Here is a 19,497-nt window from a genome sequence, read left to right as displayed (position 1 = left end):
CGAATGGACGATCCGAAACTGTCTTGGGCCGATCGAGAAATTCTCCGCGCTGTTGGTGAGCGTCTTTATGGAGCGCCTAAGCCGGCCGGGAGATAGACCATGGGCGGCATTGGCAGCGGAGGCAACGGGCGACTAACCGACGCGGAGAAGCTCGCGAAAGGAACGTTCCGTTCAGACAGGACAGACGAGATTTACGCCGCCAAGGCGGCCGAGAAGGTCATCACGGGCCCGTGGCTGACCACCATTCCCGAGCCGACCATTCCGCTGAATGAAGTCGGTCGCAAAAAGTACGACGAAATCACTGCACTCCTCTTCGCTGGCAACAAGCTGACCAAGGTCACATGCGGCGACTGTGAACGCATGGCGGTGATGCATCAACAGATGCACGAGAGGCTGACCGCGGGGAAGTCGGTCTCGATGGATCTTATCAAGCGCATGGATGCGATCAGCGTGAGGCTCAGGATTGCAGAAGATGCGCCAGCGATCGCGAACCCGAACCAAAAAAACCGGTTCGACGGTTCGGGGTTCTCAAATTCAAGGGCTTCGCCGTTCCGACTGCGTGCTGGCAAATCTGGAGCTGGAGAACTCTGATACTGGCGAGATAACGAGCGTCCCCGATTACCCGGGGATTGCCCGCCTATATGCTGAAGCGGTCGCATCTGGACGGCTTCCGACGAACCGGCTCATGGTGGCCGCAACGCAACGCTACCTCGACATGCTCGAGATGGCGGAGCAGCCCGGCAACGATTTTTACTATGAGCCCAAATTCGTCGTCGACTACTGCCTATTTGGCGAGCGCCTGCAGCACTTCGAGAGTGGCAACTGGGAAATCAACCAAGTCGATGCCGAAGGTAACGTCGACCCACATATTATCCTCGAACCGTTCGAGATATGGATCGAATCTGCGATCCATGGATTCCGCCGGCGCCTGAATGGCACAAGGCTTGTTGAGACAGCGCTGGAGTTGATCCCGCGCAAGAACGCAAAGTCTCTGCGCGCCGCGCGCGCCGCACTCTTCGATCTTTGCTGCTCTGGCGGCCTGGCGCCGGAAATCCCGATCGCCGCAGCGTCGGCCAAGCAGGCTGATGACACTCTCTTCGGGGATATCCTGAAGATGGTGAACAATGACGACGAGCTCCGGGCTCAGTTTGGCCTGAAGGTCACCAAGGAGGAGATCAGCCGCGGCGACGGCCGTATCTTTAAGCTCACATCGCTTGGCGAGAAGCAGGACGGTCTCAACCCGAGCCTGGCGCTCTTCGAAGAAGGTCACGCCGGCGCCGCGTCCGTCTACAAGGTCGTTGACTCCGCCTTCGGTGCGCGGCCGAACGCGCTTCGCCGAATGATTACCACGGCTGGTTACCGCGCAGAGGGTCCGGCACACGAACTTCTCGTCCAGGCGACGATGATTTTGGAGGGAAAGGCCGAGGACTTCACGTTCTTTGCCGCCATCTATACCCTCGATCGCGAGGACTACACCAACCCCGAAACGAATGCGATCGACTGGGACAAGCTGCTCACCGACGAGACGCTGATCGCCAAGGCAAACCCGATGTACCGGGTCAGCCTTGACCCGATCAAGATCAAGGCGGCGGTCCTGCAGGCTCACCGGTTGCGCCCCGATCTTCGCGGAGAAATTGCCCGTACGCGGTTCAACATCTGGACCGGCGCCGGGATGACGCTGATTGAGCCGTCCTCCTGGGCGGCCTGCCAACGGAAAAAACTCGACCTTTCAGATTTCCTTGGGTGGAAATGCTGGATCGGCGTCGACTTGGCGCAAGTCCTCGACATGTGCGCGATCTCGCTGCTCTTTGAGATGCCGACCGGGGAACTGGTTGTCTTTTCGCAGTTCTACTTGCCGGAAGAGTCGCCGACAGCGCAGAACCCAGACTTGGTCGACCATCTCGCCCTTTGGGAGGAGCAAGGATACCTGATCCTGACGCCCGGGCCGCTTGCAGACCACGATCGGGTGAGGGCGGACGTCGAAGTCTTCTGCGACATGTTTCAGGTCCAGGTCATCGCCTGCGACCCTGCTCAGGCCCACAACACGGTGAAGCATCTGTGGGACGGCAACAAGCCGGTGATGGTCTATCCGAACTCGGCGAAGACGATGACGCCGCCGGTGGACGACATTCTCGGCCGCATCGCCGTTCAGACGATCTGGCACGACGGCAACCCGGTGCTAGCCTGGAATGCGCAGAACGTGCACGGCGATCGCCGCGGCAACGGGCTGATCATACCTCGCAAGGACAAGGAAAACTCGCCGCGGAAGATCGACGGTTTCGTCGCTCTCTGCTTCGCGAACGGCTGCCGCCTGCAGCCTGGAGAAGCCAAGCCGGCCGGAGAAGTCATCGGGGCGTCTTCTGACCCCTATCTGACGCGCGGCATCATCGGCTTTGATCAAATGGTGGTAGGTGGCGATGTCTGACATTGAGACTGCTACCGTCGAGACCGATGAGCGCCAGCTCGACTTCTTCACGAAGTCGCACGGCGAAGAGATGACCATGGCGGAGTTCTCGTCATGGATCGGCCAAAACTACGGCGGCATGGGCGTCATGCAGGCGCTGCAGCAGGCGGCATTCATGCTCGGCTGCGATGTCATCGCCCAGGACATCGCGAAATCGACGCTACGCCTGCGCGAGCGGCTTATGAACGGGACGTCGCGGGTCGTTCACCCGGAACAGCACGAGATCGCGGCGCTCCTCGCAACGGAGCCGAATCGCCGCCACACCTGGTACGAATTCAACGAGATGATGGTGCTTTGGCGCTGCCTGACGTCGAATGCCTATGCCGGCGTGCTGCGCAACAACACTGACGACCCGCTCGAGCTCATTCCGTTCCAGACTGGCCGGGTGCGGGACAAGATCGAGGGCAGAGACGTCTTCTACGACGTGACCGCCGGCACCATGCAGGAGCAAGCGCTGCTCGGCTCGGTCTCGCGGACCTTCCACGAGCGCGACATGATCCACGTTCGCGGCCGCATGCTTGACGGCATGGAAGGTTACTCGACGCTGTCCGCCGGCAAGACCACGCTGGAGACTGGCGCCGCGATCGAGGACTACCGCGGTCACCTCTTCAGCGAAGAAGGTCAGATGCGCGGCGTGTTCACCCGCAAGGGCGTCGAGCCGCTCCCTGAGCCGCAATTCCAGCGGATTCGGCAGCAGTACAAGATATTGATGAACAAGTTCCGCCAGTTGACGGAACCGATCATCCTTGAAGGCGACGTGGAGTTCAAATCCATCTCGTCGAAGCCGGATGAGATTGAGCTCACCAAGCAGGTTTCCGCCCAGATCAACGCGACTTGCCGCCTGCTGCGCGTCCCGCCGTACAAAGTCTTCCAGATGGACGGGGTGAAGTACGACAATCTCGAAACCGGCGAGAAGATGTATGTCGGCGACACCCTGATTCCGGTCGCCAAGCCGTTCGAGCAGCGGTACGGCAAGATCCTGCTGAGCAAGAAGGACCGGCTTCGGTATTTCCTTGAATACGATCGCTCGGAGATGACGCTACGCGATCCGAAGAATGAGGCCGAACGTGTCATCAAATCCTCCGAGCGCGGCCTGATCACTGCCGACGAGGCTCGCGCGGTCCTGGGCTACAACCCACTGCCGAACAAGCAGGGCGAGACCCGTACCATCCCGGTCAACATGACAGTGGTCGACGCCGACGGCAAGGTGCTGATCGGCGGCAAGGCGGTCGAGCCTGACAAGAACAAGCCGGCCGACGATGCGTCCGCCGAAGACGACGCCAAGAGCAAGACGGCTCTGCGGCTGGTCACCAACAACTAGGAGTCTCCCATGGCCAAGTTCAGGAAGGCCTCCGCTGATGAAGCGCAGGCCAAGCGCAAGGACCATGTCCGCGACAGTGATCGCGGCCTGGTGATGGTCAAGGGCTTCAAGTCCCCGCCGTCGTGGAACAAGGACACTCGAAGCGCTCGCTTCATCATGACGAGCGAGAGCGTCGACCGCTATCGTGATATTGTGGTTCAGGCCGGTCTAGACATCGATCGCTTTCTCGAAAACCCTCAGGGCCTCCTCTTCCACAACAGTCGTTCGTGGCCGTGTGGCCTTTGGTCGGACGTGACAAAGGTTCTCAGCGGCCGGCCGAAGCGCACCGAGGGCAATCTCGATTTTCTTCCGGAAGGCACTGACGAAGATGCAGATCGCGCCGCACGCCATGTCGCGGCCGGATCGTTGCGCACCGTATCGATCGGGTTCAAGCCGAACTGGGAAGACATCGACTTCATTCTCGATGATGACGACGACTGGACCGGCGGCTTCCGATATAACTCTTCGGAATTGCTCGAGTGTTCTCTTGTACCAATTCCTGCACAACCCGATGCTTTGGTCAAGGACGCTGGCGGAGACCTGACACTCGCTCGCGAGTTGATCGAGGAGATCCTCGACACCTACGCCAAGACGCCTGAAGGCCTGCTCGTCCCGATGGACGAATACCGGGCCAAGCACTTCGACCTGGGTGCGAGCCGGTCGACCTTCATCATCGACAAATCGCTTGCCCCGGCCGCCCGCACCTTTGTGCCGGCCGCCGACATGGAGTTGAAGGCGACCACGGACGCTGAAGCAGCCGCCTTTGTGGGCGCCAAGGTGACCGTCAATCCTGCGCACGCCGAGAACAAGAACTATCCCTTTTCCGACTGCCTGGACAAGGCAACCGGCGAAGTGATCGACAGCTGGATCGTCCCAGAAGGCGAGAACAAAGGCGTCCATGCCTTGGCCGTTGAGTTCCTCACGGACGCCTGGAGCGGCATGTTCCGCGGCATCAAGGCGGACCGCTTCCTGCTTGCCGAGAAGGCGGAAACGCCGAAGCCTGCCGAAAAGTGGGCAATGCCAAGCCACCTTGCGGGAAAGTTTACGCCTGAAGAGGACGTGGAGTTCGACAGGATTGCATCATCAGACGGTCATGAGGCAGCCAGTGCTGCAGTGGCGGTCAAGAACATGCGTTTCATCCAACCTGAGCGGGTCTTGGCCGAAGTCGAGTCCATCCGGGCACAATATGGCGATGATGCATACGCAGCCGCCATGAAAGAGTGGAATGACCACGAAAAAATGGCCAATCTTCCCAAAGATGACGCGCCCGAAGTTGATCTGAAGCAGGCCGGCATTGATTCAATAGTGATCGGACTCGACACGACTGAAGCGACGGAAAAGCTCAACGCGCTGCAGCGCCTGGCCGAATCCGTTGGCGCGACCTTGAGCCGGTTCTTCGGACCCAAGGTCGAGAAAGAGAAATCGGTGGAAATCGAACCGGTCGAGACGCCGGCGCCGCCCAGCGCCGAGGACATTGCAGCCGCCCGGGAGATGGCAACAGCCAGCATCCAGCGCCTCGTCAACAAGGGTCTGATCCAGGCCTAACACAACGCATACCGAATTCCCTGCCGGGCAACCGAGGGATCAACAAGCCGCTCCGAACAGGGCGGCTTTTTTCATGAGCACAGAGGAGATTCCAATGCTCGCAATCCTGAAAGCCCGGCTGAAAGATCTGGTCGGCGAAATCAAGGCCCTGACCGACAAGACGGACATGTCCGCCGACGACTTTGGCACCCTGAAGACCAAGAACACGGAGGTCGAAACCCTCGAGGGCCAGATCGCCGAGCTCACCAAGTCGGAAGAGGCCCGCGCCCGCGCCGCACTGCCGGCAAACACGCCGGTCGACGAGACCGTTCGCGCAGCCGCCCAGGTCAAGAAGGAACTGACCACGGTCGAAAAGATCGGCGTCATGGTCTTCTCGATGGCCAAGACCTACAAGGCAACGGGCGTCCGCGGTGCCGAGGCGACCTTCAAGGCCATGGACGAAGCCGGCTATGGCATCGTGGCAAAGGATTTCGCTGGCGCTCAGGCGCGCGCCCTGAATTCGGGCTCAGCTTCCGCCGGTGGCGTGCTGCTCCCCGAGGACATGGCGAGCGAAGTCATCGACATCCTTCGCCCGGCGACGACCTTCCTCCGCGGCAATCCTCGCCGCATCTCGCTTGCCCACGGCGCCTACAAGCTGCCGGCGGCGGCTTCCGGCGCTGCGTCGAACTGGCGCGGTGAAGGCCAGGCCATCCAGACCAGCCAGCCGAGCTTCAAGGACATCAGCCTGTCCGCGAAGTTCCTCGACTCCATGGTCCCGCTGACCAACCAGTTGATCCGCTGGTCGCTCTCGGACGTCCGCTCCTGGGTCGAGCGCGATATGGCCGCGTCGATGGGTACGGCGCTCGACATGGCCGCCTACTTCGGTGACGGCGGCGTGAACATGCCGCTCGGTATCACCAAGATCACGGGCGTTACCCGTCTGGCCGCCCTGGGTGGAACCGCCCCGACCATTGCGCAGATCGAAACCGGCGCTGCCGCGATCGAGCTGTCGATGGAAGGCCGCAACCTGCTTATGGCCGGCGCGGCATGGGTTATGGCACCGCGCACCAAGACCTACCTCGCCAACCTGCGCGGCGCCGGTACCGACCAGAAGATCTTCCCTGAGATCAGCATGGCGGTTCCGACCTGGCGCGGTCGTCCGGTGTTCCTGACCACCCAGGTCTCGATCGTCGGCGGAGGCACCACGGACGAGTCGGAGATCCTGCTGGTCAACTTCGACGACATCCTGTTCGGCGAAGGCGCTGGCATCAGCTTCGCGGTGTCGACGGAAGCCACCTACGTCAAGAACGGCGTTGTGGTTTCTGCCTTCCAGAACGACCTCACCCTCATCAAGGCCTCGCTCGAGGCGGATGTGGACATGCGGTACCTGGAAGCCGTCGCTGTTCTCACTGGGGTGCGGTGGGGCGCGTAAGCGCCTCACTCGACCTCCTCAGTCAAAGGGAATAGCCAATGTTCATCGTCAAGAAGACCGGCCTAGTGCCGGTCACGGACGGGCGCAACGCCAGCGTCTATGGCGTTACGCCCGCTCAAGCCCGCGAGATGCTCAAGAAGGGTCTCGCGGAGCTCTTCCCGATTCCGGAAGGGATCGAAACGATCGAAGTCGCCGACTCGGTGGCCCCGAGAGCTCCGGCGGCCGCGGTCGAAGAACCGATCGTGGAGATTCCGGAGGACTGGGCGACACTCCACCACCTCCAGAAAGTGAAGCTGGCCAAGGCAATTGCGGGCGATGGCTTCATCGTTCCCGAGGGCCAGAAGCCGGCCGAGGTCGCCGAACAGGTGATCTCCGACGAAGTTCAGCGGCGCGCCGCTGCTGCAACCGATTTGGCTTGATCGGCAGTTACAAAAGCATAGAACAAAACGAGCCCGCCGAGCATTGCAAGTGCCACGGCGGGCTCTGACCAAACCGAACTGCCTAAGGGTTCAGTGGCTATCAAATTCAAACCATGCTCCGTCGCTGGCTGCAACAGAAATGCTCACCGCATTGCAAAGGGAGCGGGTGGTTTCTGCAACCTTCATTGGAAGCGGTTTAAGAGACACGGCGATCCGAACGGCAAGAACTGCATGCGCGGGGAGCGCATTGCGTGGTTGCTTGGCTTCATCGACTGGGAAGGTGATGGCTGTCTACAGTGGCCGTTCTACCGAGGTCCGGATGGGTACGGCCGCACGCGATACGAGGGGCAGGAGAATACGGCCCATCGCGTGATGTGCATTCTGGCGAATGGGCCGCCGCCAACGCCATGGCATGAGGCAGCTCATAACTGCGGAAAAGGTCACGAAGGTTGTGTCCATCCGAAACATTTGAGATGGGCGACGACGTCTGAGAACCAGATGGACAGGGCTGCGCATGGAACCTCGAATAGAGGCGAGCGCTGCGGAAACTCCAAACTTACCGAAGCCGACGTGAGGCTGATCCGGTCGCTGACCCATGCGACCTACGCAGAATTGGCCGTCAGGTTCGATGTGTCTCCATGGACCATCAGCAGAGCGGCAAGAAAAATCGATTGGTTCTGGCTCGAATAGCCACCGATCTCACAGCATCTTCGCAAGAAGAGCGGCCGTTTAGCCGGCCATGAAGCCATGTGCGAACGGTCGCACACAATCCAAGGAGAAATAAAATGAGCAGCAGAGACAAGTTTCTTAACGGCGGAGCCTATTGCCGCACAGTCTTCCAGGCAATCAACAAGACGGCCCTGGCCGCTGGCACCGGTGATGCCACCGAAGTCGACTGCGCCTGGGTCGACCGCATGCTCGACAATGTTGGTATGGCGCTCTCCGCCAAACTGGTGATCACGTACACCGCAGCGCTCGAAACCGGGGAAACCCTGAGCTTTGCCGGCAATTTCCAGGATGCGTCCGCGCTTGCTGGCACCGGCGCGGCGGACTATTCGACCGCTTTTGCGGCGGCCGTTGTCGCCACCGGCGACTCGGGCGGTTCGACCGAAACTGGCACCTACGAAGTCGACGTTGACCTCGCCGGCGCCCGCGAGTTCATCCGCGCGCAGATCACCCCGAACCTGTCCCGCGGCGCCACCGACACCTGCGAATGGTCGGCCAGCCTCGTGCTGTTCGGCGATCACCGTCAGCCCTCGACCCAGGCGACCTACAGCCTCGGCAACGCCAACTCGATCTAACGCCAATGAGATGGCGGGCCTCGCGCCCGCCATCCTTCCAAGGAATGACGATGATACGGGACCGCTATGTTGCTCCAGCCGTGAAGCCGGAGTCGAAGAAAGACCTTAAGCCTAAGCCGGTCACCCGGCCGAAGGGCAAAGAAGCCGATCGCACTGTTCGAGACATGGCCGCCTCCCGCGGCAATTACAAATCGCGGTGATCACAGAAGCCACGCCCATCGCTTGCGGCTGATGATGTCGCCGACATGGCCGCGACTGATGCCTACCCGGATTGCGATATCCTCATGGGTGATTTGACCGGCAAGCCTTCGAATCTCACGGACCTTTGCCTCAGTTATCCTGGCACTGCCGTTTGCTCGTCCGCGGTTCGACGTTCCGTCTTTCACACGATCCAATTGGTTCCGCTTTGGCGTTCCCCAAAATAGATGCCCTTGGTTGATGCAACCGAGATGGCCGCACCCGCATGAGTGCAAAGCGTAGGGCTTTCCTTCTGGCACCGGTCCGTGGGCGCGTTCGCACATCACCCGCGTGGCCAAAAGCAACTGGCCTTCTAGCCACACTTGACCGTAACCTTGCGGATTGGTTGTAAACGGCCAAGGCAGACAAGTTTCACTGACGTATGATACGTGCTCTTCTAGCCATTGGAGCGCGTAGCCATCTGGAGTTTTTCCTCCCAACGGATCGCCGTGGTTTCTCCAGCGAGACCAGTGATTGCCGCACCATCCGCGGGCGCCAGATGCGCTCCAATGAGCGTTCTTGTTGCAGCCATCGACGGAACATGATTTGAAAGCTTTAGCCATTTTCGATCCTTCCATGATCGTTTGTGGTCAGAGCCCGTCGCGGTGGTGAGACACCCGGCGGGTTCGCTGTTTGTACCCCAGAAATAATTTTTCTCAACGCAATTTCATAAACAGTGGGTGCATAAAAATGCTCGATCTGGAGGTTGTAACTGCACCGACAGCCCCTGCGACTGATATTGTCTCTTCGGCTGAACTTGGGCGACATATGGGGCTTTCAGCGTCTCTTGCTGCGAATGCCCAATGGGCGAACATTCTGACCGACGCCATCACCGACGCGGTCGACAAACTCGATGGCATTGGAGGAGAACTGAACCGCACTCTGATGCCTCGTACCTACCAACGGTTCATCACGAAATTCCCCGGCAAAGACGAATGTGGCAATCCGAAGCCGATCCTGCTTCCTTATCCGCCTTTGATCCGCGTCGATGCGATCACCATCGAAGACGGCTCATCGCCTGAGAACGTCATAGACCCGGCAGACTATGTCGTGAAAAGCGGCATGCTCATCCCGGAGATTCACCCTATCGCCGCATGGCCGAGCATAACTGCCGGTCCTCGCGCTGCGTCGATCACCTATACCGCCGGCTATTCCGAGTACCCGGGAAAACTTCGTCGGATGATCAAATTCCTGGCTGCGCACTATTGCGAGAACAGGGAAGCGACGGTCATGGAGATGAATAAGACCCTGATCGACCGCAAGGTGCTCTTCGCGTTGGATGATCTGCGTGCCGCGCTGCGCATTTCACCTTCATACGACGACTGGAACGAATAGATGCGCGCCGGCGCCCTCCGCCAACTTTTGACCATTCAAAGAAAGGTCCAGGTTGGCACCTCCGCGCTCAATGAGCCAAACATGGTTTGGCAAGATTGGCTCGTCGACATCTTCTGCGAGGTGACTGTTCGCCGCGGCCGCGAGCACTTCGACGTTCAGACCAAGCAGCGGTTCAGCGAGGATGTCTGGCTGTTCCGCGTGCGCTACGACGAGATCGTCGGGCTCGATCCAACCATGCAGATTCTCCACGCGGATATGAAATTCGACATCCGGTCGCCGAGGCCTGACGCTCAGTTTGGGCGCGACTGCGTGATCGAGTGCACGGTTCAGAATGCCTTGCTCGGCGCTGCGCCGCTGTCGATCTCAATCACCGAGTTGATCTCGGACGGCGTCGTCGGACAGCCTTACGGCGGTTTCACGATTACTGCGAACGGCGGGCAGGCGCCTTATTCGTTCATTGAGGAATCCGGGTCACTTCCGCCGGGCCTCTTTCTCGATTCATCAACGGGGGCAGTGGCAGGCACGCCGGCCAGCGCCGGTGAATTCTCGGTCGACATCCAAGTCAACGACGCTGCTGGCGCCCACGCGGCCTTGCCGGCGTTCCTGATCACCGTAACGACCTGAGGCTGCCATGTCGGGTTTGACGATCGTGAGTGGCCTACTGGTCGCCAATGCGCCGGTGACGGCCGTCACGACTAAGGCCCGCATCTATCCGATCTCGGCTCCGCAAACGGCGGTCGCGCCGTTCATCGTCCTCAACCAGGTCGGTGGCTCGGATGGTCTGCATCTGAACGGGCAGAACCAATATCCGCTCCATCGCATCATGGTCGAGTGCAATGCCGCCACCGGCACGGTAGCACATGATCTCGGCGAACTGGTCCTCAACGCGCTGAGGAACATCATCAAGCAGCGCGTCGGCGCTTTCAAGGACGTCGACGTGACCGAGGCCGGGCCGGAGATCACGGACTATTCCGATGACCGGACAATGAGCCGGCGCGTGCTGCAATTCTATGTGAGATTCAGGCGCGCGTAATGGCAAGGTCCGGCGTTTATGGCGACCGCTCGGTAGTAGCGGCGCTGAATGAATTGGCGAAAGGGATCTCGGGTGCCGAGATTGACCAAGGAGCGGTCAAGGCACTCAATCCCATGCTGGTCGACACGAAGGCCAGACTTCAGGCAAATCGCAACTATGCAGGCAAATATCCGGGGTTCCCGCAGCCGCAGTCACCTCGAAAAGGTGGCCACGTCGACCAAGGTATCATCATCAGGAAGCAGGGAGCCTCGAACGGCACCCGATCCTACAAGCTCGGCGCTACCAGGCGCGCGCGATACCTTCTGCATCTCCTCGAGTTCGGGACTGCCCCGCACTTTCAGCCGAACTTCAAGGGCGGCTTCATGCACCCGGGAGCAAGGCCCAAGCCGGCACTGACGCCTTCGTTTGAGGAGCATCGCGACGAAGTCCCGGCGGCGCTCGGCCGCTTCATCTGGGAGCGATTGGTGCTGAGGGCTCAGGCGCTCGGCCGGAAATCGCGCCTCTGACGCCGAAGGAGATTGGCGATGGATGACAACGACGACGAGAACACCATGGCCGGCAATGCTCCAGCGGTCGTCAGACGCCGGTACGTGCGGCGCACTCCAATCGTTCCAGTTCAGGCGGTTCCGGTGGAGGCAGTGGACGTAATCCCTGTTCAGCCGAAGAAGCCGGCGAGGGACACGTCGAACGACTTTGGAAATTGGGAGTATCGGCCCTGGAAGGGGCTTCCTCACTGGGTCCACAAACCAAGTGGCCGATCGACCTTTGACCGGTCGGAAGCCAAGAAGTTGAAGCGGCTGTAATAGCCCGTCCTGAAAATGACCGCCCGGCCACCCGGCTGGCCGCGGCTCGTTGCCCATTAAACAAGCCGTTCGGGCGCCGGCATTTAACGAGCAATGGAGAAATACAATGGCTGGAGTAGCATCCACCGGCAAAACCGGTATTGGCGCCCTTCTGCAAGTCGGCGACGGCGAGTCCCCGATGGTCTTCGCAACTGTGGCGAACGTCACGCAGCTGAGCATCGGCGGCGTCACCCTCAACATGGTCGACTCGACCCATCTGAACAGTCCCGACTTCTACATGGAACAGAAGCCTGGCCTCAAGAAGGCCGTCGACTGGACGGGAACTATTCAGTGGGATCCAACAGATCCTACGACCGGCTCCGCAACCGGCCTGACCAAGTTTCTCGAAGACCGGTCGCTCGAGACATTCCGCTTCAACGCCTTCCAGCTCGGCATTACGACCGCGCTCGAGGTTGACGCGAACGTTTCGTCACTTGGCAACATCGAAGTCTCGCCGGAAGGCCTGATGACGCGCCCGTTCACGCTTTCCCCGTCGGGCAAGGTGCGCGAAGTCACCGTGTCGTCGATCTAAACCATGGGCAAGCCGGCGAACAAGGCTCGCGGTGAAGTCGCCCTTCCCGAAGTGGGGGAGGGCGTCCTCATCCGATTCACCGTCGATGCGCTCGAGCGCCTCGAGGGTGCTTACGACAACAACGAGAAGGGCTGGCTTCTGACCGTCCTCGACGGGCTGTCAGGCAAGAAGATGTCGGTCATCAAGGCCTGCATCGAGTGCAGTGCCGTTGATCATCAAAAGGTCGACTTTTCCAAGGCCTGGAACATTGACGCCCTCTCGGACAAGATTCTCGATGGGCTATTCCTGATCCTCTACGACAAGACGTTCGCCGAACAGAAGGCGATTGAGGAGCAGAAGCAGATGGACGAGGTCAGTCGCAGGATGAAGGAGATCAGTGCGGACCCTCATCTGGCGGCGCTAGTTTCCTTGGAGCAATCCGCAAAACTGGCCACGAATCAGGGCTAAAACCTGACGAAGTCCGCCGCCTGACGCCGACTGAAATAGCCAACTACGCCAAAGACAGAGTCCCTCACGAATGGGAGATGAATGTCAGGGTTTCGTGGTTGGTGGCGATGCTGACGGCCACCGGCACAAACGCCCCGAAGCACTTTCCAAAGTCACCGGAAGACCTCCTGAAGAAGCGTGAGACGAAGGCGTTCAACCCGCAGCAGTGGGCCGCGACGTTCAGTCAGATCCTCGGGAAACCGGTCAAAATAGATCGGCCGGTTCCCGGCTGAGCGAGGTCCGCCATGGTTGCTGCATCGATCGGCAATATCCATGTCGCGCTCTACGTGGATACGAACCAGACGGCTCGTTTCACATCGGCCGCAAATATTATCGATCGCGATTCAAAAAGGATGCGGTCGGCGCTGGCCGGCACCGATCGTTCTATCACCTCGCTCCACTCCAACATGAGCAAGAACTTCCAGTTCCGGCTCGCGTCGGAGTCGTTGCGGACGCTTTCCCAGGCGACGACAGAAGCAAACCGCCTTCGTGCGGCCATGCTTGGTGTTGCGGCTATCACCGGTACTGGCATCACCGGCGCCTTCGGCGGCGCCTGGCTGTTGCAGACGGCTGACAAGGCGCGGCTGCTCAGCAATCAGCTTAAGACCGTGACCACGAGCAGCACTGATCTTGCCGTAGTCCAGGACAAACTGTTCGATATCTCCCAGCGCACGCGGTCGGGCCTCGAGGCAACAACCACCCTTTACGCTCGCACGGCGCGGGCGACGGAGAATTTCGGCCTGTCGCAGCAGAAACTGCTCGATATCACCGAAACGGTGCAAAAGGCGCTCGCGATTGGCGGAGCGTCGCCGGCCGAAGCGCAGGGCGCCGCAATTCAGTTGTCGCAGGGTATCGCGTCAAACCGGTTCTCGGGCGACGAATTCAGATCCGTTGCCGAAAATGCCCCGGTCCTGCTGCGCGCCATGGCGGAAAGCCTGACCAAGGGCAGCATAGGCGATTTGCGCAAACTGGCATTCGAAGGTCAGTTGACTGCGGAGAAGGTCACTTCCGCGATCCTGGCCGGCAAGAAGCGGATCGACGCGGAGTTCGCAAAGAGCACGCCGACGCTCGGCCAGTCGCTCATACAGGTCGAGAATTCCTTCATCCGGTACATCGGTGACACCGACACGGCCTATGGCGCGACGAAGAACCTGGCATCAGCCCTGAAGGGTCTGGCCGACAACTTCGACGACGTGATGTATTGGGTTACTCGGGTTGGCGGCGGCATCGCGACTCTTTGGGGCGCGCGTAGCGTCGGCAGTGCGGCGAGCGGATTCATTGGCCGCGTCAGCGGGAATAGCGCCGCAATTCGCGAGGACATCAAGGCCCTCAAGCTCGAGGCCGCCGACATTACCGCGCGCCGCGGCGAGATCGGCCGAGAGATGGCCGCGCTTGCGGAAAATACGCGCCAGCAGGAAGCGAAGATCGGTGGCGACCGCGCGAGCAAGATCCACGCAGCATCTGAAAAGGAATACAACGCCCAGCAGGGTGTGAGCGTCGTCGAAAAGCAGCGCGCCGAGATTGCTAATCGCATTGTCCTTGCCCGCAACGACTCCGTCGCGCGTTTGCAGCGCGAGGTCGAGATCAGCCGGCAGGCCGTCCGAGACGATGGCCTCCGTGTCGCGCAGGCGCAAGAGGCTGCCCTTGCCGAGGAGCGCAACCTTCGCGCTCGCCAGGCGCAGCGTGTGGCATCGGCTGACGAGACGGTCCGCGCGCGCAGCGACGCCGTTGGCGCGGCCGGCGGACGCGTCGCCGAAACACAGGCTGCGATCGCCAAAGAGCGCGAGCTCGCCAGCGCCAAGCTGCAGGGTGAGATTGCCTCCCGGCAGGAGTCTATCGTCACCTCGTCGATGCGGCTGCAGAGCACGCAGAAGCAGATCGCGGAACTCCGCTCCGTTCAGAACCTGGATGGCTTCGATCAGACCTTCGGCGGCCAGTACAAGAGGCTGCTCGGCGACCAGCAGAAGTTCATTGCCCAGACGGGGCAGGCTCGGGATGAGATCACTGGTCTCCAATCAAAGCTGACCGACCTCGACGCCGGCGTTGGCGTAACGCGAGGCCTGACCGCGGCGATGAACCAGCATGCCACCGCTGTGAAGAATGCTCAGCAGGCACTTGAATCTCTTGGAAAGGCCGAGACGAGCAGGAACGCTATCGCGGCGGCGCCGATCGGCGGAAAGTCCCTTGATGCGAGACTGAAGACAGAGGCGGCAGAACTTGCGCGCTATGAGAAGTCAGTCGGCAATCTGCAGTCGAAGATGCGGCTGCTGGCCGAAGCGAGCACCGGCGCGTTCGACACCAAGGCCACACAGAAGATGGTGGCCCAGCTCGGCGTGCTTGACCAAAAGCTGACGCTCGCCCGCACAAATCTGCTTTCTGCCAGCCAGGCTGTGGCGGCCGCACAAGGGAATGATGCTTCGTCGGTCGGCGCCGCGATGGCGGTGCGTGAGACCGCATTGCGGGACTATCACGCACTCGAGGCGGAGTCGGCGGTTCTTATCGCTCGCACAACGGAGAACGTCGAGAAGCAGGCGGTCGCCCATAAGAACCTCAACGTCATCCGTCGCACTGGTTCATCGATTGGCAACGGCGTCCTCAACTTCTTCGGCGGAGCGGTGGGCCTGAGCATCACAGCCCTTCTGGTTGGCGCGACCATTGGCCTGACCTCGTACTTCGCCGCATCGCAGAAGGCGGCCGAGCGAACCGACCAGTTGAAGAAAGAGATGCTCGACCTGGGCATCACCACGGCAGACGCCGCTGAAAGCATCGACGGCGCGACCAAGTCGCTCGGCGAAATGAAGCTCGACCAGTTGAAGGTGAAGCTCGCCGCGATCAATGCGGAGATGAAGGACATCTCCACGTCGCAGACCGTGTTCGGTCAGATCTTCAACCGCGATTGGAAGAATCTCGGCAACATCCTTCAGCAGGTGCAGGCTACGCAGCAATTGCGAGGCAACGACGTTGAGGGCAACGCGGCCAAGTCGATCGAGGACATCGTCACCCAGGCGATGACCGGTAAAGGTGTCGCGTCGGATCTGCTTGCTCGCCTCGACGAAATTGGCAAGCTCGATTTGTCGACGCAGATGCTGATCCTCATTCAGCGCACGCGCGAACAGATCAAATACATGGCCGACCTGGGCGTGTTGGCCAAGGACTATGCCGCGGCGGTCAAGGACGCCTCGAACGGAATGGGCAAAGGCCCCCGCGTCGGGTCGCAGACTATGGGCGAGCGCTTTGACGACGTCCAATCGCAGCGCGATGAAAACCTCCACCGTCGCATGTACCCGGACGAGCTCGCCACCACCACCCAGCAGGCGATGGATGCCGCCAACAAGAGCATGCACGATCTGATCGGCTTCTACGAAGGCACGGACAAGGGGCGCGGCTACAACGAAACGCTCGATTTCGGAAAGTGGACTGGCGACGTCAATCTGACGTCCATGACGCTGAGGGAGATTCTGCAGCTTCAACAGAAGATGCTCGCCAATCCAGCGAACCGCGCTGCCTATGGCGATGGCAAGGGATCTTCGGCGCTCGGCAGGTATCAAATCGTTTCGACGACGCTGAAGGACCAGATGGCCAAGCTGGGCCTGTCGATGGACGACTTCTTCACACCCGAGATGCAGGACAGGATTGCCGACAACCTTATCCGCCAGCGTGGACGCGACCCGGAAGGTCTACGAAACGAATGGCAGGGACTCAATAAGGCGCCGGACCATCTCATCAACCGCGCCTTCGACGCTACCACGCTGCCGCCCCTCGATCAGGGCTGGCAGCAGTGGCTCGACGGGCTGAAAGATCTCGACCTTCAGACGAAGCTCGCCAACCTCGATGAATTCAATCAGCGGATCGTGCAGCAGGCCCAGTCCATGGGCGTCGGTGCGGACGAGATCAAGAAGTACGTCGAGGCTGTGTCGTCCGGCAATCTCGATGCGATCCCGGAGAAGTTCAAGGCGATCACCGATGGGATGCAGAGCGTCGTCGATTCCGGCGTTGTTCGCCAATTGCAGGAACTGGATCTAAGCAGGACCGTCGCGTCGCTGTCGGCGGTCGAGCAGAAGACAATCGAGATGGCTCGTCAGTTCGGCGTCGCCGAGCCTGTGGTGCGGGCTTATATCGCGGCGCTCAAATCAGGTGAGACTGTGCCCCCGGTCATGGCGGCAATTCAGGACTCCGTCCAGCAACTGACCGAAGATGAAAGGATGACGAAGTTCACCGACGGCGTGGCTGAGGCGGTAGGCGGTCTAGCCACTGATCTCATCCACGGCGAGGATGGACTTCAGGGCTTCATCGAACGGCTGGCGGACCTTGCCCTTCAAATATTGGTCATCGAGCCATTGGTGCAAGCCCTAAAGGATGCGCTCAACGGGATAGGCGGTGGGGGTGGCTTCTTCGGGTCTCTGATGAGCGGACTCGGTTCGATCCTGGGCTTTGATGAGGGTGGCTACACCGGGGGCAAGCAGGGCCAGGTTAGAGGATTCGTCCACGGCGAAGAGTTTGTCGTCAGGGCCTCAGAGGTCGCGAAGCCTGGAGTGCGGCAATTCCTCGAGGGGCTGAACAACAATAAGCTCGGCATGCTTCAGCGCGGTTTCGCAAAAGGGGGGTATGTCGGTCCCCAGGCCCCACTACTCAGTCTCCCTCCTGCGTTCGCCGATCAGCAAAAAGACATGCACATCACAGTCGGTTGGTCGCGAACTGCCGATGGCAATTTGAAACCGTTCATTGAAACAGTGTCTGGTCAAACGGCCGGGCAGGTCGTGTCAGCCGGACTCTCCCAGTACGATAAGAACTTGCCGGCCCGCTTCGGCGACATCATGGAGCGGCACGCATGACAGTAATGCTCGACTTCCCGATCTCAGTGTTGCCGCCGATGGATCCGTCACTGGCGATCTCGTACAACACGAGACCGGGTCGCGAGGCGACAAACGGAATGCGCCGATCAATGGGTATGTCCGGCGCCCAGTGGAAGATGAAGTTCAGCTTCCTGGTTCACGACACTGCAACAGTGCGAGCTGCCAGAGCGTTCTTCTGGAATATGGATGCGGATTCATCGTTGGTGCGGATTCGCCTACCGGACCTCTATGGCATAGATGGTCCGTTTTCTCTGGCGACAAGGGCGGCCAGGCAGGCGTATCCGCTTGGCATCCCTTTCGCCACAGACGCACTCTATGCGACTGGTGTGGGTCACGAATATCCGACATTGGAGGCGACATTTGCCGCCAATGCTGACCTTGACGCCCGCGAGATATATGTGACGGCCGAGCAAGAGCTGCCGGCCGGCTGCGCCATCTCGATAAATGAGTTCTGCTACGGCATCGGCGGTTCGTGGACTGAGGATGATGGCAGCAACCGCATAAGACTGTCCCCGATTTTGCGGCAAGCCTGCGCGATTGGGGACGTCATCTCTCTCGCCCCGGTGTTTGTCGGGACCTGCCAGACTGACTCACCAGGCTACGAGACATTGAGGGCCGGCGTTTACGGCACTCATGAGCTCGAGTTCGTCGAAGATCTAACCCGGTTGGTAGAGAGTGTCGACTGATGTTTTCGCAGACGGTGAAGGAGTATACGCGCGGCAACCATGTGCATCTCCTGGTGTTGGGTGAATTTCAGTTCTTGTCCGGCACGGAATATTTGCACAACGAAGGCGGTATTGCGATTTCGCGCGGCTTTGACGGCGCCAAAGAAAGCATCCACTGGAAGGGCCTGCAGGGACTGGCCAAAGTGTCCAATCTGGGCGCTTCAAAGGTTGGGGCCTCGCGCCAGGTGACCTGCACGCTTAACGTCGAAAACGCCGAATTGAAGACCCTGTTCGCAGAACACCAACGCGACGTCAGAGGACGCTTCTTTCGCTTTTGGGGCCAGTTCTACGACCGCGATTTGCAGCCCATCGACCCGCGATTCCACATCTACACCGGTATCGGAGACAGGCTCGCGATGAACAAGAACGGAGCCTCTTCGCGAACTCTGACCTTGCTCCTTGAGGACTGGTTTGTGCGGCGCCGGCGTTCGGCCAATTCGATGATCACCAACACCGATCAGCAGCAGCGCGATCCGAACTCCATCGGCTTCATCTACTGTCCGCAGATGGTCGATAAGAGCCTGAACCTGTTCGACCCTGAGAGCTGAATAGGGTCAGCGATATGCCTGTCCGTTCGCGACAATGACAGCCCAGCAGTTCTTGGTGAGACTAAGGCCGCCAGTCTTGTATGTGACGCCAGCAACGCCGGTCGCGCCAGCGGTCGCAGCCTTCTGTTTCAGTTGAGTAAGCGCTGCAGCCTCCGTAGGTGCTGGGTCAAAGGCGCTGTTGCGGCATGACGTGCCTTGTAGTTCACCGACGATGGTTCTGTCACCCGGCACTGTGTCGCTGACGGTTATGGCCGAAAATTGGACGGGGTCTGCTGCGACAATTCCTGCAGCTGGAAGCGGTCCGATTACCGCGCCTACGCCTTTTCCAGGCGCCTGCGCGCAGCCGACGAGACCGAAAGATATCAAGCAGATCACAATGTTCCTGTTCATCTCTGGCGTCCCCCTA

General features: G+C 60.1%; 20 protein-coding genes. 18 read left to right on the top strand and 2 right to left on the bottom strand.

Annotation, left to right across the window (positions count from 1 at the left end; all coding sequences use genetic code 11):
* The first annotated feature begins 99 nt into the window (after positions 1 to 99).
* The 7 genes from NKJ09_RS22875 (at position 100) to NKJ09_RS22845 (ending at position 8,500) form a co-directional block, all read left to right on the top strand.
* A complete protein-coding gene (locus NKJ09_RS22875) occupies positions 100 to 591 on the top strand; it encodes a hypothetical protein (protein ID WP_352763641.1) in 492 nt (163 codons plus the stop codon).
* Entirely contained in the window at positions 560 to 2,425 is a 1,866-nt protein-coding gene (locus NKJ09_RS22870; RefSeq protein WP_352763639.1) for a terminase TerL endonuclease subunit, read from the top strand. The genes NKJ09_RS22875 and NKJ09_RS22870 overlap by 32 nt, the downstream gene beginning before the upstream one ends.
* Positions 2,418 to 3,785: a phage portal protein gene (locus NKJ09_RS22865; RefSeq protein WP_352763636.1), complete on the top strand. Its 1,368-nt coding sequence runs from the start codon at positions 2,418 to 2,420 to the stop codon at positions 3,783 to 3,785. Before NKJ09_RS22870 ends, NKJ09_RS22865 begins: the two co-directional genes overlap by 8 nt.
* Positions 3,786 to 3,794: 9 nt before the next feature.
* Positions 3,795 to 5,369, top strand: a complete 1,575-nt coding sequence (locus NKJ09_RS22860; protein WP_352763634.1) for an HK97 family phage prohead protease — start codon at positions 3,795 to 3,797, stop codon at positions 5,367 to 5,369.
* Positions 5,370 to 5,463: 94 nt separating this feature from the next.
* A complete protein-coding gene (locus tag NKJ09_RS22855; RefSeq protein WP_352763632.1) occupies positions 5,464 to 6,780 on the top strand; it encodes a phage major capsid protein in 1,317 nt (438 codons plus the stop codon).
* 38 nt (positions 6,781 to 6,818) lie between these two features.
* Entirely contained in the window at positions 6,819 to 7,199 is a 381-nt protein-coding gene (locus NKJ09_RS22850; RefSeq protein WP_352763629.1) for a hypothetical protein, read from the top strand.
* A gap of 785 nt (positions 7,200 to 7,984) precedes the next feature.
* Positions 7,985 to 8,500, top strand: a complete 516-nt coding sequence (locus NKJ09_RS22845) for a hypothetical protein (protein ID WP_352763626.1) — start codon at positions 7,985 to 7,987, stop codon at positions 8,498 to 8,500.
* Positions 8,501 to 8,700: 200 nt separating this feature from the next.
* Here NKJ09_RS22845 and NKJ09_RS22840 read toward each other — a convergent pair whose 3' ends face one another.
* Complete coding sequence (locus NKJ09_RS22840) at positions 8,701 to 9,300, bottom strand: helix-turn-helix domain-containing protein (protein ID WP_352763623.1); 600 nt, start codon at positions 9,298 to 9,300, stop codon at positions 8,701 to 8,703.
* A gap of 127 nt (positions 9,301 to 9,427) precedes the next feature.
* Here NKJ09_RS22840 and NKJ09_RS22835 point away from each other — a divergent pair, with 127 nt between their 5' ends.
* From NKJ09_RS22835 to NKJ09_RS22785, 11 genes are all read left to right on the top strand, one after another.
* Positions 9,428 to 10,072 carry a head-tail connector protein gene (locus NKJ09_RS22835; RefSeq protein WP_352763621.1) on the top strand — a complete coding sequence of 215 codons (645 nt, stop codon included), beginning with the start codon at positions 9,428 to 9,430 and terminating at the stop codon, positions 10,070 to 10,072.
* Positions 10,073 to 10,696, top strand: coding sequence for a phage head completion protein (locus NKJ09_RS22830; protein WP_352763619.1), 624 nt, complete (start codon positions 10,073 to 10,075; stop codon positions 10,694 to 10,696).
* Between the two features lie 7 nt (positions 10,697 to 10,703).
* Complete coding sequence (gene gp17 / locus NKJ09_RS22825) at positions 10,704 to 11,105, top strand: tail completion protein gp17 (RefSeq protein ID WP_352763618.1); 402 nt, start codon at positions 10,704 to 10,706, stop codon at positions 11,103 to 11,105.
* Positions 11,105 to 11,611, top strand: coding sequence for a hypothetical protein (locus NKJ09_RS22820; RefSeq protein ID WP_352763615.1), 507 nt, complete (start codon positions 11,105 to 11,107; stop codon positions 11,609 to 11,611). The genes gp17 and NKJ09_RS22820 overlap by 1 nt, the downstream gene beginning before the upstream one ends.
* Positions 11,612 to 11,629: 18 nt before the next feature.
* Entirely contained in the window at positions 11,630 to 11,908 is a 279-nt protein-coding gene (locus NKJ09_RS22815) for a hypothetical protein (protein ID WP_352763612.1), read from the top strand.
* Between the two features lie 106 nt (positions 11,909 to 12,014).
* Positions 12,015 to 12,479, top strand: coding sequence for a phage tail tube protein (locus tag NKJ09_RS22810; RefSeq protein ID WP_352763610.1), 465 nt, complete (start codon positions 12,015 to 12,017; stop codon positions 12,477 to 12,479).
* Between the two features lie 3 nt (positions 12,480 to 12,482).
* On the top strand, positions 12,483 to 12,926 hold the full coding sequence (locus NKJ09_RS22805) for a hypothetical protein (RefSeq protein ID WP_352763607.1): 444 nt from the start codon (positions 12,483 to 12,485) through the stop codon (positions 12,924 to 12,926).
* A 77-nt stretch (positions 12,927 to 13,003) separates the two neighbouring features.
* On the top strand, positions 13,004 to 13,198 hold the full coding sequence (locus tag NKJ09_RS22800) for a hypothetical protein (protein WP_352763605.1): 195 nt from the start codon (positions 13,004 to 13,006) through the stop codon (positions 13,196 to 13,198).
* Positions 13,199 to 13,210: 12 nt separating this feature from the next.
* Positions 13,211 to 17,797: a tape measure protein gene (locus NKJ09_RS22795; RefSeq protein WP_352763602.1), complete on the top strand. Its 4,587-nt coding sequence runs from the start codon at positions 13,211 to 13,213 to the stop codon at positions 17,795 to 17,797.
* On the top strand, positions 17,794 to 18,504 hold the full coding sequence (locus NKJ09_RS22790) for a hypothetical protein (protein ID WP_352763600.1): 711 nt from the start codon (positions 17,794 to 17,796) through the stop codon (positions 18,502 to 18,504). Before NKJ09_RS22795 ends, NKJ09_RS22790 begins: the two co-directional genes overlap by 4 nt.
* Positions 18,504 to 19,091: a hypothetical protein gene (locus NKJ09_RS22785; RefSeq protein WP_352763598.1), complete on the top strand. Its 588-nt coding sequence runs from the start codon at positions 18,504 to 18,506 to the stop codon at positions 19,089 to 19,091. Before NKJ09_RS22790 ends, NKJ09_RS22785 begins: the two co-directional genes overlap by 1 nt.
* A 6-nt stretch (positions 19,092 to 19,097) precedes the next feature.
* On the opposite strand, the gene NKJ09_RS22780 is transcribed toward NKJ09_RS22785, so the two are convergent.
* Positions 19,098 to 19,481: a hypothetical protein gene (locus NKJ09_RS22780; protein ID WP_352763596.1), complete on the bottom strand. Its 384-nt coding sequence runs from the start codon at positions 19,479 to 19,481 to the stop codon at positions 19,098 to 19,100.
* Between the last annotated feature and the right edge of the window lie 16 nt (positions 19,482 to 19,497).

The sequence above is a fragment of the Mesorhizobium sp. M0189 genome (assembly GCF_040322135.1).
GTDB lineage: Bacteria > Pseudomonadota > Alphaproteobacteria > Rhizobiales > Rhizobiaceae > Mesorhizobium.
This window is presented reverse-complemented; position numbering and strand designations above follow the sequence as displayed.